Consider the following 23,874-nt stretch of genomic DNA (forward strand, 5'->3'; position numbering starts at 1 on the left):
AACCTCATGACCTTCAAGATTCGTCCCGCGGACGCAAACCTTATGTACAAACTAGTCCGTTGATGTACTACAATGAACGTAGATGGTGCGCTCGCACCCGCGGTCGAGTCCATCCTCCGGGCCGCACGGGAACGAACGCCCGAGACGACGGGGCGTGTGTCCGTGGACGCACGCTCGTTCCCGGACGCGCTCGCGGACGCGGAGGAAAACGGGCGGGTGCCGCTGATTGCGGAAGTAAAGCCCACCAGTCCGACGACGGACGGGGAACGAACCGACGACCCGGTCGAACTGGCCGAAACGATGGTGGAAAACGGGGCGTCCGCCCTCTCGGTCCTCACCGAACCAGAGCATTTCGGCGGCAGTCCCGAGAACCTCCGGCGGGTCCGTGAGGCTGTCGACGTTCCGATTCTCCGGAAGGATTTCCTCGTCCGAGAGGAGCAACTGGACGTGGTCGCCGCCGACCTCGTGCTTCTCATCGTTCGCTTCGTGGACGACTTGAAGGGACTGCTGGTCGCCGCCCGTGAGCGCGGTTTTCAGGTTCTCGTCGAAGTCCACGACGGGGACGAACTGAAACAGGCGCTCGATGCGGGAGCGACCCTCATCGGCGTGAACAACCGCGACCTCGCGCGATTGGAGGTCGACTTGGGGACGTTCGAATCGGTCGCGCCCGTGGTCCCCGAGGACACGACGCTCGTCGCGGAGAGCGGTATCGCGACGACGGCAGACGTCGAACGAATGCGCGACGCCGGGGCGGACGCCCTGTTAGTCGGAAGCGCCATCATGGACGGCGACGTCGGCGACAACACGCGGAGGTTGGTGAACGCATGAGCGAAACGAACGAGATAAACGAGACGAAGTTCGGCGAGTACGGCGGCCAGTACGTCCCCGAGGTGCTGATGCCTGCAATCGAGGAACTCCAGTCGGCCTACGAACGCTACGTCCTCGACAACGAGGACGGCTTCATGGACGAGTTCCGCCGCCACCTCCGCGATTTCGGCGGCCGACCGACGCCGCTCCAGCGCGCCGACGCGCTGAGCGAGCGGTACGACCGCGACATCTACCTCAAACGCGAGGACCTGCTCCACGGCGGCGCGCACAAACTGAACAACGCGCTCGGACAGGTGCTGCTGGCGAAGTACATGGGCAAAGAGCGTATCGTCGCCGAGACGGGCGCGGGACAGCACGGCACCGCAACCGCGATGGCCGCCTCGTACCTCGACATCGACTGCGAGGTGTTCATGGGCCGCACCGACATCAACCGCCAGCGGCCGAACGTCTTCCGGATGCGAACCCACGACGCCGAGGTGAACCCCGTCGATGTGGGGTCGGGAACGCTGAAGGAAGCCATCAACGAGACCATGCGCGACTGGGCGACGAACGTCGAAGACACCCACTACGTCATCGGGAGCGTCGTCGGCCCACATCCGTTCCCGAAGATGGTCCGCGACTTCCAGTCCGTCATCAGCGAGGAAGCACGCGAACAGATTCGGGAGCAGGCCGGGCGACTTCCGGACAGCGTCGTCGCCTGTGCGGGCGGCGGGTCGAACACGATGGGCGCGTTCCACAACTTTGTAGACGACGAAACAGTCTCGCTGTTCGCCGTCGAAGCGGGCGGTTCGGGTCTGACCATCGACGAGGACGAGGGCGTCGCCCCCCATTCGGCCTCGCTGGGAACGGGTCGAGATGGCGTGCTTCACGGTGCCCGGACGAAACTCCTCCAGAGCCGAGACGGCCAAATCCTCGAATCACACAGCGTGAGCGCGGGACTCGACTACTCCGGCGTCGGTCCGGAACTCGCCCACCTCGTGGAGACGGGGCGGGTGACGCCGGTTAGCGTCGATGACGACGCGGCGCTCGAAGCCTTCCACCGACTCTCGAAACTGGAGGGAATCATCCCCGCGTTGGAGTCGAGCCACGCGGTTGCGTACTTGGAAGAATCGGACGACCTCGGCGACCTCGTGGTCGTCAACGTCTCCGGCCGAGGGGACAAGGACCTCGACACGGTCATCGAGGAAAGTGCAAACCGTGGTATCGACGCGGCACCGAGTATGGGGGTCTTCGAATGAATACCTCCCCTTCGAACCTCGAATCGGCCTTTTCCGACGGTCCCGCCCTGATTCCGTACGTCGTCGCCGGCGACCCGGGTATCGAAGAAACGAAGGAGTACGTCCGGGCGCTCGTTCGCGGCGGCGCGGACGTGGTCGAACTCGGCCTGCCGTTCTCGGAACCCATCGCGGACGGCCCGACGATTCAGAACGCCATCCAGCGCGCTCTTTCCGGCGGGATGACGCCGGACGATTACCTCGAACTCGTTTCGGATTTGGATGTAGAGGTCCCCGTCGTCTGCATGACCTACTACAATCTCATCTATCAGTATGGAGGCGAGGAGGGCGTCGAGTCCTTCGTGTCCGCCGCCGCGGAGGCCGGTGTTTCGGGGCTCATCGTCCCCGACCTTCCCGTCGAAGAGAGCGGTCCGCTCCGCTTGGCGTGTGACGAGTACGGACTCGATTTGGTGTTCATCATCGCGCCGACGACGACGGACGCGCGCAAACGGCGCATCTCCGAACAGGCGTCGGGATTCGTCTACGTGCAGGCCCGGATGGGAACGACGGGCGCACAGGCGGACGTGAGCGGCGACACGCACGACAGTCTGGAACGATTGGCCGGAAGCGACTTGCCCAAAGCCGTCGGCTTTGGCGTGAGCGAAGGCGAACACGCGAGGGAAATCGTCTCGGCGGGTGCTGACGGCGTCGTCGTCGGAAGCGCGCTCGTCGACATCGTCGCGTCGGGCGAGAACGTCGCGGAACGCCTCGAAGCCAAAGCCGCGGAACTCAAATCCGGGGCACGCGAAGGGGAACAAGAGATACCGGAACCGGAACGGACTTCAAACTAGCTTGCTACAGAGTCACATACAATGGACACAGGAATCACAGCGCGACTCGACCGAATCGGGTCCGACGGGCGCTACATCATCGTCCCGATGGACCACGGCATCACATTGGGCGCAGTAAAAGGCCTGAAGGACATAGAATCGACCATCGACGCGGTAACGCGAGGGGGTGCCGACGCCGTTCTCACGCAGAAGGGCATCGCACCGCGCGTGCATCCGAACAAGAACGACGCGGGGTACATCGTTCACCTGAACGCCTCGACCGTCATCGGTCCCGACTCGAACGACAAACGGATGACCGGGACGGTACAGGAGGCCATCGCGGCGGGTGCCGACGCCGTCTCGCTCCACATCAACGTCGGCAGCACCTACGAACCCAAACAGATCACCGACCTCGCGGAGGTGTGTGACACGGCGAGCAAATTCGGGATTCCAGTCCTCGCCATGTCCTACGCCCGCGGGCCGGGAGTCGACGAACACGACGCCGAGAGCCTCGGTCACGCGGTGCGACTGGCGGAGGAACTCGGTGCCGACGTGGTGAAAACCGCCTACAGCGGCGACGCGGACAGCTTCGAACACGTGGTCGAATCGACGCGCCTCCCCGTCGTCATCGCGGGCGGCGCGCCGGAAGGCGACAAGGCGACCCTCGAAGCGGTTCGCGGCGCGATGGACGCGGGCGGGGCGGGCGTCTCCATCGGTCGGTCCGTCTTCCAACACGACGACCCGGAAGCCATCGCCCGTGCCGTGAGCGGCGTCGTCCACGACGACTTGTCCGCCGAGGACGCGTTAGACGAGGCCGGACTGTCCGTCGAAGTCTGATTATAGCAGTTCGGGAAACTCCACGAGCGAGGTGAGCGTGTGCGTCGGTTCGGGGGTGGGTTCCATCGCACGCTCGTCGTGGGGAACCCAGACGGAGTCGATTCCGAGCGCGTTCGCACCGGCGACGTCCGCCCGCAGCGAGTCGCCGACGTGGAGCGCATCGTCCGGTGTCGTCCCGAGTTCGGTCAGCGCCTTCTCGAACGGTGCCGCGTCGGGTTTCGGCGGGACGCCGTTTCTTGGGTCCACGAAGACGAGCGTATCGAACGCGTCGGCGATACCCAACGCGTCGAGTTTGGTGTTCTGTGACGCCTCGTCCCCGTTCGTCACGAGTCCGAGGTTCGTTCCGCTGGCGGCCTCCAACGCCGCCTCGGCGCCGGGACGGAACGAAACCGCGGAGTGGTCGAGACACGCCTCGTACGCCGTGGCGAGTGCCGACGCGTGATGTTCCTCGACGCCCGCCTCTCGCGCCGCGGCGGCGAAACAGAACTCGTAGAACTCGTGTGACGTTTCGGCTATCGGAATCCCGTCCACCGCGGCGATGATATCGTCCAGCGTGCAGTACTGTTCGACCGAAACCCGGTCGAACGCGTCCGCGATGAGGGCCTCCTCGTTCTGGTCGGAGACGCAGAGCGTGGCGTCGAGGTCGAAGAGAACCGCATCGAAATCGGTCATTCGATAGTGGTATTCGAGGACGGCGGAAAAAGGTGCGGCGTTTCCCCTGCCGGAGTGCATGACCCGTGAATCCCCGACGATGCGGGAAATTCGTCAGCGGGGCGCAGAGAAGTTGCGGATTCCGCCACGTTCAAGCCGTGGGCCTACGAGCGATTCAGCATGACACGCTCCGTATGGTTGAAGGCCGACTCCTCGGTCGGCGACTGGGACACCCGACGCAAACGAATCACGGCCGGTTTGGAGGCCGGTGTGGACTGGGTTTTAGTGGACGACGACGACGTAGAGCGCGTCCGGGAACTCGGCGAGGTGAACGTCGCGGCGTTTCGCTCCGAGGGCGACGTTCACGTCTTCAACGCCGAAGAGGACGAACGCGAACGGGCCGACGCCCGAATCGTCGGCAAAGGCGGGGAAGGGGACGGGACGGTAGACCTCCCGTCCGACTTCTCCGGGTCCGCCGACCTCTCGACGCTCCGACGGGAGGACGAGGCCGAGGGAGCCTACGTTCGCATCCTCAGCGAGGAGTACGAAGCGTTCGCCGAGGCGGCGGCGGACGACGCGGAGTACACCATCGTCGTCGGCGAGGATTGGACCATCATCCCGCTCGAAAACCTCATCGCGCGAATCGGGGAAGAGACGGACCTCGTGGCCGGCGTGACGAACGCGGAGGAGGCACGAACCGCGTTCGAGACGCTGGAACTCGGCGCGGACGCCGTCCTGCTGGACAGCGACAATCCGGACGAAATCCGCTCCACCGTGGAGGTTCGTGACGCCGCAGAACGCGAAACGCTGGACTTCGAATGGGGAGAGGTCCTCACTATCGAGCAGACCGGCAGCGCGGACCGTGTCTGTGTCGACACCGGGTCGCTGATGGAACACGACGAGGGCATGCTCATCGGGTCGATGTCGCGCGGCCTCTTTTTCGTCCACGCCGAAACGGCCGAGTCGCCGTACGTCGCGTCACGACCGTTCCGAGTGAACGCGGGGGCGGTCCACGCCTACGTTCGAACCCCCGGCGGCGGGACCAAATACCTCGCGGAACTCCAGAGCGGCGACGAGGTGCAGGTGGTCGATACCGACGGCAAGACGCGCGAAGCGGTGGTCGGTCGGGTGAAAATCGAGAAGCGGCCCATGTTCCGCCTCGAAGTCGAGACGGACGACGGGGACCGCGTGGAGACGCTCTTGCAAAACGCCGAAACCATCAAAGTCGCGACGCCGGACGGACGAAAAGCGGTGACGGACATCGAAGTCGGCGACGAAGTGAAACTGTTCCTCGAAGGCGGTGCACGACACTTCGGCGAGAGCGTCGAAGAGAGTATTATTGAGCAGTAGCGTCGGTTTCGAGCGACGACGTACACCACTGACAGAAGTCGAGGTCGTCGTCCACCTTTCTCCCACAGTGTGGACAGCGTGTCGTCCCCTCGGCGGCGTCTTGGACGGCGCGGTTGTTTCGAACCCCGGACCAGTAGGCGTCGAGGATGTTACACAGCGAGACGAACAGAACGGGGAGGGACTGTTCCCAGTGGAGGTTTTGGCTCGCCTGCATGTACCCGCTCCACCCGCTGCTCTCGACCGCCTGAACGACCTCCGGCGGGATGAACAGGTAGGCGGTCAGGAACGCGAATCCGAACCAGAGAAACGCGCGAAGCCACTCCCGAAGGTAGAGATGGCCCGCTCCGGGATAGATGAGCGCGCACAGGGCCGCGAACCACGGGCGTTTTTTCTTCCGTGTCACTAGTCGTTGATAGCTGGTGGAACGTGTTAAACCCTTCCGATACGGTGTTTTACCGGACGAACGCCGTGAGCGAGGCGTAAATCGACGGCAAACGGTCGGTATCGAGAGCGGTTTGGGACGAAAATCCGGAAACGACCGCTTCGAACGAATTCGATTCGGGGATGTCCGGTCGGATGGGTGAAACTACTCGCCACGAAGTTCGTCGATAAGTCGCGAGAGCGTGGCGACGTCGTACTGGCCCGGAGCAGTCGCGTCGGCGGGGTCGAGCGGCGCGTAACCGATTTTCGACCCGTACAGCGGAGCGACGGCGCGCGAGTGACGGCCGACTTCGCCCATGGCCATCGTCGCGACGGTTTTCCCGCGCTCCGTGAGGAGGTTCGTGACGCGGAACAGGTCGAGGACGTCGGATTCGGACTGGGCGGTGACGGCGAGTTTGCCCACGTCGGCGTGGTCCGTACAGTTTTCGAGGAGTTCGCGCATCCGCTTCTGTGACGGCGTTTCCTCGAAGTCATGAAGCGATGCGACGACGAGCACGTCGTTGTCGCGGGCGTGGTCGACGAGTTCCTCGCCGGGCGTGGTGAACAGGGTTTCCAGTTCGAGGTCGATTGCACCCACTGCCGGATGGTCGACCGCTTCGCGGAGGACGTCAAGTCGCTCGTCGCCGGTCGCTTCGCCGCCCTCCCACTCGGCGCGATTCGTGGCGAGAAGGGGTAGTTCGCCGTCGTAAGACGCGAGCATCGAAAGCGGGTCGGCGGCGAGGTCCATGCGGAATTCGACGATATCGGCGTGTTCACGGGCGGGGGGTTCGTCGCCGAGGTCAGCCGTGCTCACAGCGAGCGAAAAGGAATCGAAGTCCATACGTCGACTTCGACCCGGCGAATAAAAGGCTACTCGGAACGGGGTTCGCGAGTGGCAAAAAGTGCGCCTCAACACGCGTTACTTCGGTCGCGTCGGAGAGTATCGTGCTCTCGAGCCGTCTCGACCGGAAATACTGGTGCTGTGCGTGTATGAGTTTACAGCGCGACGGTTCCTTCTTCCGCTTCGAGGAGTTCGTGGTAGCGGTTACGAATCGTGACCTCACTGATGTCGGCCACATCACTGACTTCCGCTTGCGTCGTCTTCTCATTGGTCAGGAGGGCCGCGGCGTAGACGGCGGCCGCGGCGAGTCCGACGGGCGATTTCCCGCTGTGGACGCCCTGTTCTTTCGCGTTCCGAAGGAGTTCGCGGGCGCGGTGTTCCGCCTCGTCGGAGAGTTCGAGGCCGGACGCAAAGCGCGGGACGTAACTCTCGGGGTCGGCGGGTTTGACTTCGAGGCTGAGTTCGCGCACGACGTAGCGGTAGGTGCGTGCGACTTCGCTTTTATCGACGCGGCTTACCTCGGTGATTTCGTCCAGACTGCGCGGGACACCGGCCTGGCGTGCGGCGGCGTAGACGCAGGACGTCGAGACGCCCTCGATGGAGCGACCCGGCAGGAGGTCCTCGTTCAGCGCGCGGCGGTAGATGACGCTGGCCATCTCGCGGACGTTATCCGGCAGGCCGAGCGCGCTCGCCATCCGGTCGATTTCGCCTAATGCCTGCTTGAGGTTGCGCTCCTTGCTGTCGCGGGTGCGGAAACGCTCGTTCCACTTGCGCAGGCGCTGCATCTTCTCGCGCTGGCGGGAGCCAAGCGAGTTGCCGTAAGCGTCCTTGTTCCGCCAGTCGATGTTGGTCGAGAGGCCCTTGTCGTGCATCGTGTTCGTCGTCGGCGCACCGACGCGTGACTTCTCGTTTTTCTCCTTCGCGTCGAACGCACGCCACTCCGGACCGCGGTCCACGTTGTCCACTTCGACGACGAGGCCACAGTCCTCACAGATGGTTTCGCCGTGGCCGGAATCGGCGATGAGCTTACCGCTGCATTCGGGGCAGGTCTGACCCTTCTGTCCGCTTTTCTCTACTTCCTTCTCTTCGCTTCTCGTTCGGATAGTCGTGTTTTGCATGTGCAATACCTCCTCTTAGGGAGAGCGCGTCGGCTACCGGGCAGGTGAATCCTGAAAAACCCGGGTGCCGCTAGTCTTAACACGTCGTTAGGACGAAAGGTACTTAAACGATTCGTTTTTGGAGTGCAGTGGGTTCGTGAAACACTCACACACGGCGTGAAATAGCCGTCCAGCGTCAACCGAGCGAAATGTTTAAGAGTGGATTTCCGCACGGTAACGAAACGTTAACCACCTACGGACCGAACCGCGGCCAATGGCAACGAACCGGGTCGTCTCCCTCGCACCCAGTGCGACCGAAATCTGTCGAGACCTCGACGCGGCCGACCGACTCGTCGGCGTCACCCATCATTGTCCGCTCGACGTTCCCGCGGTCGGCGGTTGGCTGAATCCGGATCTCGATGCGGTCGAGGAGTGCGACCCGGACCTCGTTCTCACGACCGACTCGTTGCAGGCGGACGTGCGCGACGACCTCCGGGACCGCGGTCAGCGCGTCGTCCACGTCGAACCGGAAACGCTCCCGGAGGTCGTCGAATCCTTCGCGACGGTCGGTCGTGCCGTCGGAAAACCGGACGACGGGGACGACCTCGCATCACGCGCTCGAAGCCGAATCGAGCGCATTCAGCGGCGGGTCGCGGGACGAGCCACGCCGGTCGTCTACTGCGAGGAGTGGTCCTCCCCGCCGACGGCCGCCGGAAACTGGGTCCCCGACGCGGTTCGTGCCGCAGGTGGCGAGTATCCGTTCCTCCCGGCGGGCGAACGTTCCCGGGAAGTGGACGCGGAAACCGTCCAGGAGGCCGAACCGGAACACGTCTTTCTCCACGTCTGCGGCCGGGGCGAGCGAAGCGACCCGGCCGCCGTCCTCCGTCGCGACTGGGACGTTCCCGCCATCGAAACCGGTTCCGTTCACGTCCTCGACGACTCCCTGCTGAACCAACCGAGTCCGCGACTCCTCGACGGCATCGAGGCGATGGCGCGGACGCTCCATCCCGGCGTAATCGAGTAGCAACCTCCAAGTCGGAACGGAAGAGAGGGCCACCATGTACGTCGGCGTAGGCAGTGGAAATCCGGTGAAGGTAGCCGCGGTGGAGTCCGCCCTCGACGGACGGTTCGATGCGCGAGTCGAGTCCGTCGCCGTCGAATCGGGCGTCGCGGAACAGCCGTTCGGCGAAGGGGAGACGATAACGGGCGCGGAAAACCGCGCTCGACGCGTCCTGGAGTCGGGGGACGGCTACGAACTCGGCGTCGGACTGGAAGGCGGCGTCGCCGAAGTACCCGGAACCGACGGGCTCTATCTGGTCATGTGGGCCGCCGTGACCGACGGGAAGACGATGGGACGCGGTGCGGGACCGCGGCTTCGACTCCCCGAATCCGTCACCCGAAGAATCCGGGACGGCGAGGAGCTGGGACCGGTGATGGACGACGTCCTCGGTGAGAACGACGTGGCGAAAAAGCAGGGTGCGGCGGGCGCGCTCACGGACGGAATCATCGACCGGCAGGAAGCGTTGGAAAGTGCGGTCGCCGGGGCGCTCGCCCCGTTCGTCACCGATTTTTACTAGCCGTCAGTCGTCGAGCGAAGTGGGTTCCTCGACGGACACGTCGCGTCCCTCCTCGACCGCTTGGGTGAGCGAGACGTTGAGCGAGAACATCGAACCGACGCCGCCGACGAGCGTGACGATGTTCTTCACCGCGTGGTCGAGGATGGCCGCACCGAGGGCCACTTCCCACGAAATGGGCGTCAGACCCGCGACGAAGACCGTAAACGCGGCCTCGTACAGGCCGACACCGCCGGGCGAGAGGGGGAGGACCTTGGCGAGGTTCCCGACGCTCACCGCGAAGAAGCCGATAGCGACCAACGTGATCGGGTCGAGCGACACCGACGGGAACGCAATCAAGACGAGGATGGCCGTCAGCACGTCGAGCGACCAGATGGCGAGGCTACTTGCGCCGACGCGGGCAAAGGCCGCCCGGTCGCTCGCCACGGTCTGGACGTCACCGGTGAACCGCTCCACGATGCCCGCGACGTGGGTCGCGTAGGAGTCCGAACTGATCTTCGTCAGGGCCGACCGGACGAGGTTGCTGTCGGAGCGGGCGCTGGCGACGATGACGCCGACCGCTGCGATGGCAGCGACACCCACACCTGCCGCGACGTAGACCGCGGTTCGTGCGGCCTCCGCGTGCTGTGCGCCCGTGACGGCCTGTACGATGTCGGCCGCCTGTCCCGTCACGGTCAGGCCGATGAGGACGACCCCGGCGAGGACGGTTATCGTGAGCAGGTCGAAGACGCGTTCTATCGCGAGCGACGCGAAGCCGGACGGGTACGGGATGTTGCGTCGAGCCTTCATCACGTAAGCGCGCACGCCGTCGCCGAGTCGGGCGGGGAACACGAGGTTCCCGGTCTGGCTGATGAATATCGCGCCCGTGAGGAACCCGACGCTCTCGGTGAAGCCGAGTTCTTCGAGGATGTTCTTGTACCGGGCACCGCGAAGCGGCCACGAGAAGACGTAAATCACGGCCGCGGTACCGACGAGCGCGAGGTTCGCACTCTCCATCTGGTTGAGGACCTTCCCGAGCGGAAGGTACTTGCCCATCAACGCGACGGCAATGATGGTCAGTAGGACTCCGACGGAGATGGACACGCCGCGGGTGATACGTGGTTCGACGGAGAACTCCCACCAACAGCGACCGATCTGGCTCCCCATCCCGAACACGTCCCGAACGAGGTCCACTTTCGTGTCCCCTTTCGGCGTCCAGTCCACGGAGAACTCCTTGATCTTGTATCCCTTCCGCTGTGCGCGGACGAGGACTTCCGTGTCCCAGAACCAGTGGTTGTCCTCGACGCCTTCTAGCACGTCGAACAGGGCGGTTCGGTCGAACGCCTTGAAACCACACTGGTGGTCCCGAAGGTCGGACTGAAGGAACAGTCGTGTCAACCCGTTGAATCCCCGGCTGGCAACGTCACGTTTCGCCGGTCGGTCGGCGACGTTTTCGGGCATCCAGCGCGAACCGGTGGCGAAGTCGTAGTCGCCGGAGCGAACGCTCTCGACCAACTCCTCCAAATGGTTCATATCCGTCGCCAAGTCCGTGTCGAAGTAGACCAGCGTCTCCCCGTTCGCGGACTCGAACGCCCGATTCAATGCTCCCCCACGCCCCAACCGTTCATCGCTGTGAAAGTGACGGACGCGACTGTCACGTTCCGCCATTCTGTCTGCGATTTCCGGCGTTCGGTCATCACAGCCGTCTTCGGCAACGATTACTTCGAAACTATCCGGAGGGAGGAACGATTCCAATGTGTCGAGAGTCGTCTCGACGGTGTTCTCGATTGTCGCCTCCTCGTTGTACGACGGGAGGACGACACTCACCTCTACAGGACCACCGCTCATTATGGAACTGTCTCACCCTCGCACCGTAAGTAGCTTCTGGGCCATGGCTGTCACGATTTGGCCGACATGTTACCGTACAACCCGGCGTTAACCAACCGTACCAACCACCCCCACGGGAGGTGTTATATTCGAAAATTTATCGCATGAAAACACGAGAGGGAGTGGCGTTAACCACTCGTACCAAACCCACTAAGGTCGTATCCTTCCACTGTAGAGGTATGAGCACCACCACTGCTGGCACGACCACGCTTACTGACAAACAACAGCGTATCCTCCGGTACCTTCGTGAAAACGGGGCGACAAAAACCTACTTCAAATCCCGGCTCATCGGCGACGAACTCGGCCTCACCGCGAAGGAAGTCGGCACGAACATGACCGCCATCGCGGACGGGAACTTCGACGTCGAAGTCGAAAAGTGGGGATACTCCTCCTCCACGACGTGGAAAGTCAGCGCGTAGGAACGGCAGTTGTTCCAGTAGGTTCGTCGGTTCGGATACTGTCGTCTGTTTTCACTGTTCGAAGCCAGAGCTACTTCGAAGAGACATATCGAAGGTGAGGAAGGGAAACGACTCCTTTCAGGGGTCGAACGATATCAGATTCGCCGCTTCGGACGCGAACTCCTCGGCGTTCGCATCGAACGAATCGGCGTACCGAACTAGCAGGGTGATGACCGTTTCGGGGTGGCGGACGGCGTAACCGTCCTCACGTGAGAGCAACCCCTTTTCGTCCAAGTCGGCGGCGTATTTGCTCACCGTCGGCCGCGAAACGTCGAGTGCAGTCGCGAGGTCGCCGCCGGTCGCGTCGGGGGTGCGAAGCAGTTCTATCATCATTCCCCGCGGCGTGGCGCGTCGGAGGTAGCTCAAGGCCACCTGCTCGAACGCGGAGAACTGTCCGGCGGGGAAAAAGCGCCGGTAGTCGCCGTCCCGGTGACTCTCGACCACGCCGAGTTCGACGAGCTGTCGCAAGTGATGTTGCGTCTCGCCGGTTCCGAGTTGGAGGTCGTCCCGTACCTTCGAAAAATGAGCGCCCGGTGTCGTCGTGACGTAGCCCGCAATCGCATCGCGGGCCTCGCTCCGCTCGCCGCTGTGGTCCCCGTCGGCGAGCTTCGTCAATGGCGTCGCTGCCCCCAAAACCGCAAAGCGGCGGAGCGTTGCACGCTTATTTTCATCGACGTTACCGGGCTGAACCATCTACACATCCGTACAACTGGGTAACGTAAAACAGCTTCGCTTGGTAGACAGTTACAATCGAGTGATACCGAGGGGGAAGAGCGGTACAATAGGTCTCGAGATATCAGTAAACAATCATCCCCGGCTTTCGGGATTTCTCGCGTCGTTCGAAAGCCACCGGAACTCCGTGACCGATTACGGCAAAAAAACGGTACGACTCTCCGCCAAGCCAGCCGAAAAAGCAGGGGGAGGGCAGTTATTCGACTTCTGTTTCCAGTTCGCTCTCCGACTCCGACGATTCGTCCTGCGTGGACTCCATCTCGGCGTCCATCTCCGATATCACTTCGTCCGCGCTCTTGATGTTCGCCTTGTCCTCGCCTTCCTTGATGGCCTGTGCTTCCTTTTCCATCGCTTCGACGTCCATCTCCGCCTCCTCGTCTATCTGACCGAGGATTTCGTCGATGTCGTCGAGTCCGAGGAGTTCGCGGGTCTCGGAATCGAAGTCGAGGCTCTCCAAGTCCTGCTTGCCGTCGATGGCGACGTCGCTGCCGGTGAGGTGTTTGCCGTAGCGGCCGACGAGCGAGGAGAGTTCCTGCGGTAGGACGAACGTCGTGGACTCGCCCTCGCCGATGGCTTGGAGCGTCTCCATACCCTTCTCGATGACGGCGCGTTCACCCATCGACTCGGCGGACTTCGCGCGCAGCACGGTCGACACCGCGTCACCCTGCGCTTCGAGAATCTGGCTCTGCTTTTCACCTTGCGCGCGGATGATGTTCGACTGCTTGTCACCCTCCGCCTTCTCGATGGCGCTGCGGCGTTCACCTTGCGCTTCGAGAATCATGGCGCGACGTTTCCGCTCCGCGCTGGTCTGTTGCTCCATCGCCTGCTGGACGTCCTTGGACGGATTGACCTCACGGACTTCGACGCTCTCGACGCGAATACCCCACTCGTCCGTGGGTTCGTCGAGTTCGCGGCGGATCTTCGCGTTGATCTCCTGTCGCTTGTTGAGCGTGTCGTCGAGTTCCATGTCACCGAGGACGGCACGGAGCGTCGTCTGTGCGAGGTTCGAGACGGCGCGTTTGTAGTCCTCGACTTCGAGGAACGCCTTCTTCGCGTCCATCACCTTGATGTAGACGACGGCGTCGGCGGTCACGGGCGAGTTGTCGCGCGTGATGGCCTCCTGTCGCGGCACGTCGAGCGTCTGTGTCCGCATATCGAAGCGATACGTCTTGCTGACGAACGGCGGCACGAAGTTGATACCCGGTTCGAGGAGTTTGCGGTACTCGCCGAACACGGTCAGCGCGCGCTTTTCGGTCGCTTGAACGATCTCCACCGCCTGCCAAATGACCACGACAGCCAGCATCAGCAACACCAGTGCGACTATCATGAACCCATCCGTGGCGGGTACGCTTTGTAGGGGGATTCCAGGCAGCATTACGTCCGGATGTTGGGATAGATACTTGTTAAGTATTCTGCTACTTTATCCCGTATCGTTTGACATGAATGGGGAAGGACGGAAGAAAAAGGAGCGCTACGATTCCTCGGTTTCGCGTTCCGCGTTCGTTCGTTCCGTGTTCGACCGTTCGCGCGCGAGTTCCCGGTCGATAGCGTCCTCAATGAAGTCTATCGGTTCGACCGTGACGACGTTGCCGCCCCCGGGGTCGATGACCATCACTTCCGTTCCTTCCGGGATTTCGCCGTCCATCGACCGGGCGGCGAAGTAGGGATTGAAGCCGCCGGCGTCCAGTTTCACCTGTCCACCGGAGCGCGTCACCTGTTCGGTGACGTGACCCGTCGTCCCCTTCAGCGAGTCGGAGTCCTTCGTTCGCCCGGAGCCTTTGCCGCCGTAGATGTCCAAGTGACGGTAGCCGTAGAACGCCAAGCCACCGAACGCGAGGACGAGGAAGGCGAGAACGAACGGTTGCGCGAGCGGCGGAAAGGCGAGCGCGAGGAGTCCAGCGAGAAGGAGGGCGATACCCAGGACGATGAAGTGTGCGCCCGGAATGAGCGCTTCCGCGAACGCGAGTGCCGCACCCGCGAGGACGAGCAGGAGCGCAAGCGAATCGAAGGGCGAAGCCATGGGTGGGCCTTGGTGTCGAGCGATTAAGGGTTTGTGGGTCAGGCGACCCCGGTGACGTGGAGAAACATGAACACGACGGTGAGGGCACCGAGCAGGACGAACAGGACGTTTTCGGCCGAGGGCGACCCCGGTTCGAGGGGTTCCTCATCGGCGAAGATGTCGGACGGCGCGTCGTCTGCGTCTTCACCGACTTCGTCCACGTCGTACTTCCAGTCAGACATACGAAACGGTACGCGACCCGCGACCAAAAGGCTGGCTACGACCGCTCGTACGAGCGGACGTCACCCTCGTAGACGACGCCGCGTTCGGCGTCGAGGGTGATTTCGTCGCCGTCGCTGACCGAGGGTCCGAGCGGCGCGCCGCTTATCATCGGGATTTCGAGTTCGCGTGCGATGAGCGCCGGATAGCCGGTCATTCCGGGACGGGAATCGACGATACCGGCGAGACGGGAGGTCTCACCCGTGAACTCCCCGTCGAAGTCGGGTTCGAGGACGAGAATCGCGCCCGTCGGAACCTCGGAGAGGTCCCCGGTCGAAGAACGCGCGACCGGCCCGACGGTTTGGCCGCGAACCACGCCGCGGCCGGTCGCGATGGTTTCGGCGGCCACGTGAACCTTCAACATGTTCGCCGTGTCCGACCCGTCGAGTTCGCTCATCATGCCCGAGAGGACGACGACGGTATCGCCGCTCTCCGCGACACCGGCGTCGAGTGCGGCCTGTACGCCGTCCTCCACGATGGTTTCGACGCTGTGACCGAGGTCGGTGAACTGGGAGTTGACGCCCCACGAGAGGGCGAGTTTGCGCCGAACGCGGTCGTTCGGCGTCGTCGCCACGACCGGCACGCCGGGGCGGAACTTCGCTACCTTCAGCGCGGTGTATCCGGATTCGCTGGCGGCGACCACCGCACTCGCGCCGATGTCACGGGCGAGATACCGGGCCGAGCGCGCGATGGCGTCCGTGCGCGTGTCGTCGCTCGTCGGAACGCGTTGTTCGAGCGTCTCGGCGTACTCCTCGCTCTCCTCGACTTCGCGGACGATTCGGTCCATGGTCTCGACGACGCGAACCGGATGCTCACCGATGGCCGTCTCGCCCGAAAGCATCACGGCGTCCGTCCCGTCGAGGACGGCGTTCGCCACGTCGGACGCTTCCGCCCGCGTCGGCCTGCGGGAGTGAACCATCGAATCGAGCATCTCCGTCGCGGTGATGACCGGAACCCCGGCCTGCTGGCACGTCCGGATGATTCGCTTTTGAATCATCGGCACGTCCTCCATCGGACATTCGACGCCGAGGTCGCCGCGCGCGACCATCACGCCGTATGCCGCGTCGACGATCTCTTCAAGGTTCTCGACCGCACCGCGGCGCTCGATTTTGGCGATGATGGGGATGTCGGCCCCGAACTCCTCCAGCACCTTGCTGACCTCGTACACGTCGTCCGCGTCCCGGACGAAACTCGCGGCGACGAAGTCCGCCCCCTTTTCGGCCGCGAGACGGAGGTCCTGTCGGTCCTTCTCGGTGACGACGGTGAGACCCAGTTCGACGCCGGGGACGTTGACGCCCTTGCGACTGCTCAACTCCCCGCCGCTCACGACGTGTGCGATGACGGCGTCGTCCTCGACGTCCTCGACTTCCGTCTCGATTCGACCGTCGTCCAAGAGGACGGCGTCGCCGGGTTCGGCGTTCGAGATGGACACCGAGAGGCCGACTTCTTCGGGTGTCGCATCGTCGCCTTCCACGAACCGGACGGTCGAACCGGTTTCGAGCGCGATGGGTTCGTCCACCGCCGCGGTTCGGATTTCCGGTCCCTGCATGTCGAGCATGGCGGAAAGGGGGTTTTCGGTCGCCCCGTCTACCCGGCGAATCGTGTCGATGAGTTCGGCCCGGTCCTCGCGCGTTCCGTGGCTCGCGTTCACCCGAGCGACGGTCATTCCGGCGTTTGCGAGTTCCCGAACCGTACTCCGGGAATCGGACGCGGGTCCGAGGGTGCAGACGATTTTCGCGTTTCTCATGGGCGGCCATTGGTGCGTGCCACCAAAAAAACCCTACAGTTAACTCGCGGGCGAGTTCGGATGGCGGAGTCCCGGCCACAACAGATATTTGTACACCTTTCGAAACGGGAAAATATGTCGAAGTACGCATCGCTCGTCACCGTCGAACGGGACTACCAGAACGTACAGGAACTCGCGTCGATTTGGGGGGACATCCGAAACGAACTCGAAACGCACGAGGCGACGCTCGAATCGACGTACGCCATCCTCGGCGAGTACGATTTCCTCCTCGTCATCGACGCCGAAGACCGTGATGCGGCGTACCGCGCGTCGCTGTGCATCGAACGCTACGGCCTCGACATGCAGACGATGGAAATCATCCCGATGGAGGATTTCGCCAGCCTCGTCGAGGACCTCTGAGCGGGACTACTTGACCTTCGTTCCGGGTTCGGCGTCGGCGTGCGTCGTCAGCAGGTCGGCTTCCTCGCCCGCCGCCAACACCATGCCGTTGCTCTCGACGCCGAACAGTTCGGCCTTTTCGAGGTTGGCGACGACGACGATTTTCTTCCCCGCCAAGTCATCGACGTCGTGGAGTTGTTTGAGACCGGCGACGATTTGGCGCGTCTCGCTCCCGATATCGACTTCGAGTCGGAGGAGGGCATCCGCGCCCTCTATCGGTTCCGCCGATTCGATGCGGCCGACGCGGAGGTCGAGGTCCTGGAATTCGTCGAAGCTGATGCGGTCGTCCGAGATGGGTTCTTCGTCACTCACGGTTTCGTCGTCAGCTTCGTCGTCGTCCGACGTAGCCGCTTCGATACGTTCTTCGAGCGTTTCGTTCAGTTCCTCGACTCGTTCGTCCTCGATTTTGGCGAACAACTCGTCCGGTTCGCCGAAGTCGCCGCGCGGTGCTTCGAGCGCGTCCGCGACGACGGCGTCGTGAACCGAACCCTCCTCGCCGAGTTGCGTCCAGAGGGTTTCGGCCTTGCCGGGCAAGAGCGGTTCGAACAGTACGGCGAGCGCCTTCGACAACTGCACGCAGTCGTAGATGACCTGTTCCGCCCGCTCCGGGTCCTCGTCGGTCAGCTTCCACGGTTCGTTGCGCTGGATGTACTCGTTGCCGAACGCGGCGAGCGCCGTCGCGGCGTCGCCGAGGTCCTTGAGCGAGTAGTCGTTGACGGCCGCTTCGAACTCGTCGATGGTCTCCTCGATTCGCTCGCGCACCTCGTCGCTCGCCTCGGCGTCCGGCGCGCCGTCGTAGTTCCGGGCCGCGAACAACAAACTCCGGTAGACGAAGTTGCCGACAGTGCCGACGAGTTCGCCGTTGACGCGCTCCTGGAACCGGTCCCACGAGAAGTCCACGTCCTGCTGGAACCCGCCGTTGGTGGCGAGGTAGTAGCGCAGGAGGTCCGGGTCGAACCCTTCGTCCAGATAGTCGTCCGCCCAGACGGCACGGTTACGACTGGTCGAGAAGCCCTTGCCGTTCAGGTTGACGAACCCGCTCGCCATGACGGCGCGCGGTTCGTTGTACTCCGCGACGTGGAGCATCGCGGGCCAGAAGACCGTGTGATGCTGGATGATGTCGCGGCCGATGATGTGGACGATTTCGCCGCTCTCCTTCCACGTCTCCTCCCAGTCGTAGGTGTCCGCACCCACGCGCTCGGTGTACTGTTTCGTGCTGGCGATGTACTCGATGGGCGCGTCGACCCAGACGTACAGTACCAAATCCTCCGTACCCTCATCCTCGCCGGGGTAGTCGATGCCCCAATCCATATCGCGGGAGATACACCAGTCCTGCAGTTCGCCCTCTATCCACTCGCGGGGCTGGTTCTTCGCGTTGCTCGTCCCTTCGAGGCGGTCGATGAACTCCTGCAGGTAGTCCTGCAGGTCCGAAACGCGGAAGAACTTGTGCGTCCGTTCGCGGTACTCCGCCGGGTTGCCGGTGCGGATGCTCGTCGGATCCTCGATTTCGCCGGGTTCGAGGTGCCGACCGCATCCCTCGTCACACTCGTCACCGCGGGCGTGGGCACCGCAGTACGGGCAAGTCCCCTCGACGTAGCGGTCCGGGAGCGGGTCGTCCTCGATGGGGTCCCACGCGACTTTGATCTCCTTCTCGTAGATGTACCCCTCCTCGTCGAGTTTGCGGACGATTTTCTGGGTCAGTTCGGTGTTCGTCTCGTCGTCCGTGTGTCCGTAGTTGTCGAACTCGATGTTGAACCGCGGGAACGTCGCTTCGTACTTCTCGTGGTGGCGAAGCGCGAACTCGCGGGGAGAGACGCCCTCCTTCTCGGCGTTGACGGCGACCGGCGTGCCGTGCATGTCGGACCCCGAAACGAACGCGGTCTGCTGGCCGAGCGTTTCGAGGGCGCGCGAGTAGACGTCGCCGCCGACGTAGGTTCGGAGGTGGCCGATGTGCAACTCCCCGTTCGCGTAGGGCAGTCCACACGTCACCACCGCGGGTTCCTCGGTGGGATAGTTGTCGTGGCTCATGCTATCGACTCCGTATCTGTGGGTGTAAAAACCGCCGATTTCGCTGTCTCTTCCGTCTCCTGATTTCGTCCCGTCATGTGTGATTTCGATTGGTGTCGTCGTTCGTGTAGCGGTCGCTCTCGGAAGATTCCGAACGGACGGGTTTCACCCCGGATACCGACCGACGACGGCCCAGAAGGATTCACCCGACGCTACCGCTGGCTACGCATAGGCATCCGAGCGAAGTGGGCCGTCCGGCACATACCAAGCGATAGGTACGTGACCGTATATAAAGTCTCGCCCGCTAGAAGGGCGGAGCAGTGAGTTTCGAGAATTCGATTCATCCACGATGGCGCGCGCTGGCGGGGGCTTTCGAAGCCCACGTCGTTGCGATTGTATTCGGAAAATCGCCGGATGCAATCCCATCTCGGAGCGAGCGGACGGGGACGTCCAAAAAACGACGATATAGCGGCCCTTCGACTCACATCACAGCGACAGGACGCCGGCACCGATGAGGGCCACCAACACCAGTCGGCCGACGCTTCCGGCGAACGACGCCAGCGCGAACTTCACGTAATCGGTTTCGAGTATCGAGAAGGCGTAGATGGAGATGGTATCGGGAAAACCCGGAACGCAGAGCGCCCCCGCTAATCCGAGATACCCCCATTCTTGGGCGAGTCCGACCGTCTTCCGCTCCGACCACTCCACGATGTCGATATCCGAGCGGCGGAGCGCTCGGATGACGGGACCGGACTGTTTGGCCTCCTGACCGATGTGGAAGGCGAAGACGCTTCCCGCGGCCTTGCCGAGGCCACTGATGAGGATGATGAGGGACAGCTGTCCGATTTCCCCGACGCCGAGATCGAGTGGCGCGAGGAGGACGATTTCGCTGGGCAAGGGGAGGACGAACGAGATGAGAAAGGAGTAGATGGCGATGAGTACCAAACCGAGCCACCCCGTCGCGTGTTCGACGGCGTCCGTCAGCCCTCCGAGGGACCCGAGAGAGATGCCGTTCGCAACGACATCCGCGAGTGGGGTGAGGCTATCAAGCACAGGTGTAGTTCCGTAATCGACCGACGTAAAGGTTGAGATTGGGCTCGGGAACATGTTATTCGATGGCGAACAGACTGATGACAAGCGGTGACGAATCGGGAGTGTGAACACGGATAGAGAATACCGCCTCACGGTCCATCCGACGCTACAGGCGCGCTTCGGGTACACGGACGACGGGTCGGCGGTGACGGTAACGGTCGAGTATCGACGCGACGGGGAGTGGGAGGAGTCGGCCGGAAGCGTCGAACTCCGCGGGCGAGAGATAGCCGTCACCCGCGACGGCGAATCGCTGCTGGAAAAACACGTCAGCCCCGAGTTGATAGAGCGATACGGGTCGTCGGTCGCTTCCTTCGTCGGCCGATTGGCGAACAAGGGGAACGTCGGCAAACTCCCCACGAGGGAGGAGGGAACGGAGCCAGACTCGTGGCCGGTCGCGGTGACGCAGGACGACGGAAGCATCGTAGAGGCGCTTCGCCCGCCAGCGCAGGCGACGTTCGAGGTGTACGAAGACCACGGCGGCGAGTGGCGCTGGCGACTCGTCCACCGGAACGGCAACATCATCGCCGACGGCGGCGAGGGGTACTCGTCGAAACGCGCCGCGAAAAACGGAATCAAGAGCGTCAAGCGGAACGCGCTCGGCGCGCCGGTGGAGGAGTCGGAGCGACCGGCGGATTCGTAACCACGACCGAAACTATCGTCGAACGGCGTCCAAATCCGCGACGAACTCCTCCAACATCGAGCGGGTGACGTGGGGCATACAGACGATTCTGAGTTCGCCCGAACCGGTCGGTGAGACGCGCCAGCCGTGGTCCTGTAGGGCTTCGACCGTCTCCCGAGGGACGTCGATTGCGACCAACGGGAGCACCGGGTCGACCACGTTGTAGCCTCGGGAATCGAAGGCGTCCGCTATCCATTCTGCATTCGCCTGTGAGCGGTGGTACTGTTCGCGGTAGCCCTCGGCCCAGAGTGCGTCCATCGCGGCCCACGCGCTCGCGACACCTGCGCCGCTTCGCGTTCCCGTCAGGGTCGCTTGGGAGGTCGATTCGAGGTACGGCGTCTCGACGGTCAAGGCGTCCAACACGCTCTTTTCGCGGGCCAAGAAGCCGCCCGCCGGTATCGCCGCCTGCCCCATCTTGTGCGGGTCGATACCCATGGTGTCCACGACGGCGTGTTCGAAGTTCCATTCGTGGTCCGTGAAGGGGAGGACGAAACCACCCCACGCGGCGTCGACGTGGAACAGCGCGTCGGCGTCGTGGGCGATTTCCGAAAGCGTCGGAATCGGGTCCACGCGTCCGTATTCGGTCGTTCCCGCGATTCCAACCACGAGAACGGTGTCGTCGTCCACCAGTTCGGCCATCGCGTCCGGGTCCGCACGTCGGTCGTCGTCGACCGCACTGAGGCGGAGTTCGACGCCGAGCACGTCCGCCGCCTTCCGGAAACTGAAGTGAGCGCTCTCGGGCGCGACGACGTTCGGGTCGTCCGTATCCGCGAGGTTCCGTGCGGCACGAACCGCCTGAATGTTCGCCTCCGTTCCGCCGCTCGCGACGTAGCCGTGCGGGTTCGACAGGCCGGTTATCTCGCCGAGGAGTGAAACGGCCTCGTCTTCCAACGCCGAAACTGTCGGGTACGTCGTCGGGTCGCCCGGATTCGACGCCAAGAATCGTTCGGCGGCGTCACGGGCCGCCGGATGCGGTTCGGTACACATCGAGGAAAGGACCCGGCGGAACGACTGGCTCGTGGCCACCTGCATACCCCAAAATTCGACGCTACCCGTTTATCGGTTCCGTTACGCGCCGCCCCCGCGGTTGTACTGCTCTATCTCCACGAGTTCCGAGCGAAGTTGCGTCAGTGCCGCCTCGGGCGCCGCGTCTTGGGAGTACGCCCCGTGGACGAGTTCGGCCGTCCGCGTCGATTCCTGCGTCCACGCGACCGTGACCGGCCGCGGAATCGCGTTCGCGCCGGCGATTCGGAGCGTCTCGGCGTGTTGTCCGACGATGGGTATCCGCTTGGCCGCCTTCGACTCCAACACGCGAACTTCCGGCGGCAACAGGCCGATCTCCTCGAACAGCATCAGTTGAACCCGCTCGTCCATCATCGCCGCCAATATCTGTAGCACCGCATCGAGTTTCTCCGTGTTCGGATTGACGGCCATGTGCCACCCGCCGAGAGCGGACGTCGAACCCCCGATTCCGAACGGTGAGCGCCGTTCGCTGACCGCGTACGGAATCGGCATCACGCCGAGTCGGTCGCCGAGCACTCCCTCCGCACCAGCGCTGGCGATGGCGTACGGCCAGTTTCGGTGCATCACGGCGTCACCGGCCGTGAACGGTCCGAGCGAGGTGTCCTCTATCCACTGGAGGACGCCCGTCGGCGCGATGTCTCCGGCGTAGCCGTCGAGCGCGGCGGGGTCGTCCTCGCCCCAGATGAACGTTCGAATCATCCGAACGGAATCCACGACGCCCGAATCCGCGATGGTCACTGGGCGCTCGCCGATGGGACCGAACAGGTGTTTCCGTCCGCCGAAGTACGCGCCGCCCCACGAACTCATGAACTCGTTGAAATCGCAACAGGGCAGTCCCTCGTACAGGTCGGCTTGGAACGTAAAGCCGTACGGAACGCCCGATTTCTCCATCGCGTCCTTCGTCGCGTGGGAGAACTTCTTCCACGAGATTGGATTTTCCGCCCAGTTCTCGCCCTCGGGGTCGTAGCCCGCCTTCTCGACCAAATCCTTTCGGTACAGCATCACCCCGAAGTCGGGATACAGCGGTATCGCGTACAGGTCGCCGTTCGGTCCGGTCGCCGTCGAAACGCTCGCCTCGAAGTAGCCGTCTTTGACCCGTTTGACGAGCGACTGTGGGAGGTGTCGTTCGAGATTCAGTAGCTGGTCCCGGACGACGAAGTTGAGCGTCCACCCGCTATCGGTGAGGAGCATGTCGGGGGTGGCGAGGTTCCCCGAAAGCCATCGCGTATACTGCTCCTCGCGGATGTCCGTCTCCTCGGTTCCGGCCATGATTTCGACGTTGATGTTTCGCGGAAGGCCGACCTCCCAGAGCACCTGTTGCAGCCGTCCGGCGACGGAGGCCAAATCCGCGTCCGCGCCCCACTGGACGGTTATCGGTGCCATCTGTGCGCTCGCGGTTCCGCCGACGACTGCCCCGGTGGTCCCCGCCGCGCCGACCGTTTTCAGAACATCGCGGCGCGAAATCGTCCGTTCTCCGTGTCCCCCTTGTTTTCCCCTCATCGTGTTTCCCCAACGAGATACGTCGTCAGTGTTTCTTAGCGTTGTGGCGAGTGGTCAGGGTGTGTTCGTTGAGATGTGCGTCATCGCGGTGAGGGTTCCGATGCGATTCCGTTCCCCTCTCCCGAGACGGGCAGGACCGCCGGAGCTTCACACCCGTGCGTTCCACTCGGACCGAAGCCAGTTGAGACCACGATAGGCGTACATGAACGCCCCGAGAACGCAGAAAATACCGGTGACGAGCAACACCGCGTCCTCGAGGAACGGTGACTCGACGAGGTGCAACTTGAGCGCCACGGCAGTTGCCGCCCACGTGACCAGCAGCACGAGAAACGAGATGGACAGGTATCCCAGTATCTGTCGTCGCATGAGTTAGTCTTCTGTTACGAAGGCGTAGAATACAAAAATGGTTGTG

The 23,874-nt window shown here is 63.2% G+C and carries 25 protein-coding genes; 10 read left to right on the forward strand and 15 right to left on the reverse strand.

What is annotated here, in order from left to right:
• The first annotated feature begins 72 nt into the window (after positions 1-72).
• From trpC to AC1XDK_RS09895, 4 genes are read left to right on the forward strand one after another with little or no spacing between them, the layout of a single operon-like run.
• Entirely contained in the window at positions 73-828 is a 756-nt protein-coding gene (gene trpC, locus AC1XDK_RS09880) for an indole-3-glycerol phosphate synthase (protein ID WP_483349718.1), read from the forward strand.
• Positions 825-2,066, forward strand: a complete 1,242-nt coding sequence (gene trpB, locus AC1XDK_RS09885; RefSeq protein ID WP_483349719.1) for a tryptophan synthase subunit beta — start codon at positions 825-827, stop codon at positions 2,064-2,066. Before trpC ends, trpB begins: the two co-directional genes overlap by 4 nt.
• Positions 2,063-2,893: a tryptophan synthase subunit alpha gene (trpA, locus tag AC1XDK_RS09890; protein ID WP_483349720.1), complete on the forward strand. Its 831-nt coding sequence runs from the start codon at positions 2,063-2,065 to the stop codon at positions 2,891-2,893. The genes trpB and trpA overlap by 4 nt, the downstream gene beginning before the upstream one ends.
• A 21-nt stretch (positions 2,894-2,914) precedes the next feature.
• Complete coding sequence (locus AC1XDK_RS09895; protein ID WP_483349721.1) at positions 2,915-3,709, forward strand: 2-amino-3,7-dideoxy-D-threo-hept-6-ulosonate synthase; 795 nt, start codon at positions 2,915-2,917, stop codon at positions 3,707-3,709.
• Here AC1XDK_RS09895 and AC1XDK_RS09900 read toward each other — a convergent pair whose 3' ends face one another.
• Positions 3,710-4,381 (reverse strand): HAD family hydrolase, encoded by a 672-nt coding sequence (locus tag AC1XDK_RS09900; protein ID WP_483349722.1) that lies wholly within the window; start codon positions 4,379-4,381, stop codon positions 3,710-3,712.
• 159 nt (positions 4,382-4,540) lie between these two features.
• Between AC1XDK_RS09900 and AC1XDK_RS09905 the strand changes: the two genes are divergently transcribed.
• Positions 4,541-5,710, forward strand: coding sequence for a 3-dehydroquinate synthase II (locus AC1XDK_RS09905; protein WP_483349723.1), 1,170 nt, complete (start codon positions 4,541-4,543; stop codon positions 5,708-5,710).
• On the opposite strand, the gene AC1XDK_RS09910 is transcribed toward AC1XDK_RS09905, so the two are convergent.
• The 3 genes from AC1XDK_RS09910 to AC1XDK_RS09920 form a co-directional block, all read right to left on the reverse strand.
• A complete protein-coding gene (locus AC1XDK_RS09910) occupies positions 5,697-6,113 on the reverse strand; it encodes a DUF7575 domain-containing protein (protein WP_483349724.1) in 417 nt (138 codons plus the stop codon). The genes AC1XDK_RS09905 and AC1XDK_RS09910 overlap by 14 nt on opposite strands.
• A gap of 183 nt (positions 6,114-6,296) precedes the next feature.
• Positions 6,297-6,971: a type I 3-dehydroquinate dehydratase gene (locus tag AC1XDK_RS09915; protein WP_483349725.1), complete on the reverse strand. Its 675-nt coding sequence runs from the start codon at positions 6,969-6,971 to the stop codon at positions 6,297-6,299.
• A 155-nt stretch (positions 6,972-7,126) separates the two neighbouring features.
• The gene (locus tag AC1XDK_RS09920; RefSeq protein WP_395281539.1) at positions 7,127-8,089 is read right to left on the reverse strand and encodes a transcription initiation factor IIB; all 963 of its coding nucleotides are present in this window, start codon (positions 8,087-8,089) and stop codon (positions 7,127-7,129) included.
• A 253-nt stretch (positions 8,090-8,342) separates the two neighbouring features.
• Here AC1XDK_RS09920 and AC1XDK_RS09925 point away from each other — a divergent pair, with 253 nt between their 5' ends.
• Positions 8,343-9,092, forward strand: coding sequence for a cobalamin-binding protein (locus AC1XDK_RS09925; protein ID WP_483349726.1), 750 nt, complete (start codon positions 8,343-8,345; stop codon positions 9,090-9,092).
• A 34-nt stretch (positions 9,093-9,126) separates the two neighbouring features.
• Positions 9,127-9,645 carry an inosine/xanthosine triphosphatase gene (yjjX, locus tag AC1XDK_RS09930; RefSeq protein ID WP_483349727.1) on the forward strand — a complete coding sequence of 173 codons (519 nt, stop codon included), beginning with the start codon at positions 9,127-9,129 and terminating at the stop codon, positions 9,643-9,645.
• Positions 9,646-9,648: 3 nt separating this feature from the next.
• Here the strand turns inward: yjjX and AC1XDK_RS09935 are convergent, their stop codons facing one another.
• Positions 9,649-11,469, reverse strand: a complete 1,821-nt coding sequence (locus AC1XDK_RS09935) for a flippase-like domain-containing protein (RefSeq protein ID WP_483349728.1) — start codon at positions 11,467-11,469, stop codon at positions 9,649-9,651.
• Between the two features lie 218 nt (positions 11,470-11,687).
• Here AC1XDK_RS09935 and AC1XDK_RS09940 point away from each other — a divergent pair, with 218 nt between their 5' ends.
• Positions 11,688-11,927, forward strand: coding sequence for a DUF7123 family protein (locus tag AC1XDK_RS09940; RefSeq protein ID WP_395281535.1), 240 nt, complete (start codon positions 11,688-11,690; stop codon positions 11,925-11,927).
• A 117-nt stretch (positions 11,928-12,044) separates the two neighbouring features.
• Here AC1XDK_RS09940 and AC1XDK_RS09945 read toward each other — a convergent pair whose 3' ends face one another.
• From AC1XDK_RS09945 to pyk, 5 genes are all read right to left on the reverse strand, one after another.
• Positions 12,045-12,659, reverse strand: a complete 615-nt coding sequence (locus tag AC1XDK_RS09945) for a winged helix-turn-helix transcriptional regulator (protein WP_483349729.1) — start codon at positions 12,657-12,659, stop codon at positions 12,045-12,047.
• A 235-nt stretch (positions 12,660-12,894) separates the two neighbouring features.
• Positions 12,895-14,025: an SPFH domain-containing protein gene (locus AC1XDK_RS09950; RefSeq protein ID WP_483349866.1), complete on the reverse strand. Its 1,131-nt coding sequence runs from the start codon at positions 14,023-14,025 to the stop codon at positions 12,895-12,897.
• A 144-nt stretch (positions 14,026-14,169) separates the two neighbouring features.
• Complete coding sequence (locus tag AC1XDK_RS09955) at positions 14,170-14,718, reverse strand: NfeD family protein (RefSeq protein WP_483349730.1); 549 nt, start codon at positions 14,716-14,718, stop codon at positions 14,170-14,172.
• A 38-nt stretch (positions 14,719-14,756) separates the two neighbouring features.
• Positions 14,757-14,939, reverse strand: a complete 183-nt coding sequence (locus AC1XDK_RS09960) for a DUF7312 domain-containing protein (protein WP_483349731.1) — start codon at positions 14,937-14,939, stop codon at positions 14,757-14,759.
• A gap of 35 nt (positions 14,940-14,974) precedes the next feature.
• Positions 14,975-16,723, reverse strand: a complete 1,749-nt coding sequence (gene pyk / locus AC1XDK_RS09965) for a pyruvate kinase (RefSeq protein ID WP_483349732.1) — start codon at positions 16,721-16,723, stop codon at positions 14,975-14,977.
• Between the two features lie 114 nt (positions 16,724-16,837).
• Here pyk and AC1XDK_RS09970 point away from each other — a divergent pair, with 114 nt between their 5' ends.
• Positions 16,838-17,122, forward strand: a complete 285-nt coding sequence (locus AC1XDK_RS09970) for a GYD domain-containing protein (RefSeq protein ID WP_483349733.1) — start codon at positions 16,838-16,840, stop codon at positions 17,120-17,122.
• Between the two features lie 6 nt (positions 17,123-17,128).
• Here the strand turns inward: AC1XDK_RS09970 and metG are convergent, their stop codons facing one another.
• Positions 17,129-19,189: a methionine--tRNA ligase gene (metG, locus tag AC1XDK_RS09975; protein ID WP_483349734.1), complete on the reverse strand. Its 2,061-nt coding sequence runs from the start codon at positions 19,187-19,189 to the stop codon at positions 17,129-17,131.
• Between the two features lie 465 nt (positions 19,190-19,654).
• Positions 19,655-20,275 carry a YqaA family protein gene (locus AC1XDK_RS09980; RefSeq protein ID WP_483349735.1) on the reverse strand — a complete coding sequence of 207 codons (621 nt, stop codon included), beginning with the start codon at positions 20,273-20,275 and terminating at the stop codon, positions 19,655-19,657.
• Positions 20,276-20,324: 49 nt separating this feature from the next.
• Between AC1XDK_RS09980 and AC1XDK_RS09985 the strand changes: the two genes are divergently transcribed.
• The gene (locus AC1XDK_RS09985) at positions 20,325-20,900 is read left to right on the forward strand and encodes an HVO_2922 family protein (protein WP_483349736.1); all 576 of its coding nucleotides are present in this window, start codon (positions 20,325-20,327) and stop codon (positions 20,898-20,900) included.
• Positions 20,901-20,912: 12 nt separating this feature from the next.
• Here the strand turns inward: AC1XDK_RS09985 and mfnA are convergent, their stop codons facing one another.
• The 3 genes from mfnA to AC1XDK_RS10000 form a co-directional block, all read right to left on the reverse strand.
• Positions 20,913-21,971, reverse strand: coding sequence for a tyrosine decarboxylase MfnA (gene mfnA / locus AC1XDK_RS09990; RefSeq protein ID WP_483349737.1), 1,059 nt, complete (start codon positions 21,969-21,971; stop codon positions 20,913-20,915).
• A 36-nt stretch (positions 21,972-22,007) separates the two neighbouring features.
• Entirely contained in the window at positions 22,008-23,462 is a 1,455-nt protein-coding gene (locus AC1XDK_RS09995) for an extracellular solute-binding protein (protein ID WP_483349738.1), read from the reverse strand.
• Between the two features lie 147 nt (positions 23,463-23,609).
• Positions 23,610-23,828: a hypothetical protein gene (locus AC1XDK_RS10000; RefSeq protein ID WP_483349739.1), complete on the reverse strand. Its 219-nt coding sequence runs from the start codon at positions 23,826-23,828 to the stop codon at positions 23,610-23,612.
• Positions 23,829-23,874: the final 46 nt, after the last annotated feature.

This window comes from Haladaptatus sp. HS23 (assembly GCF_056892285.1).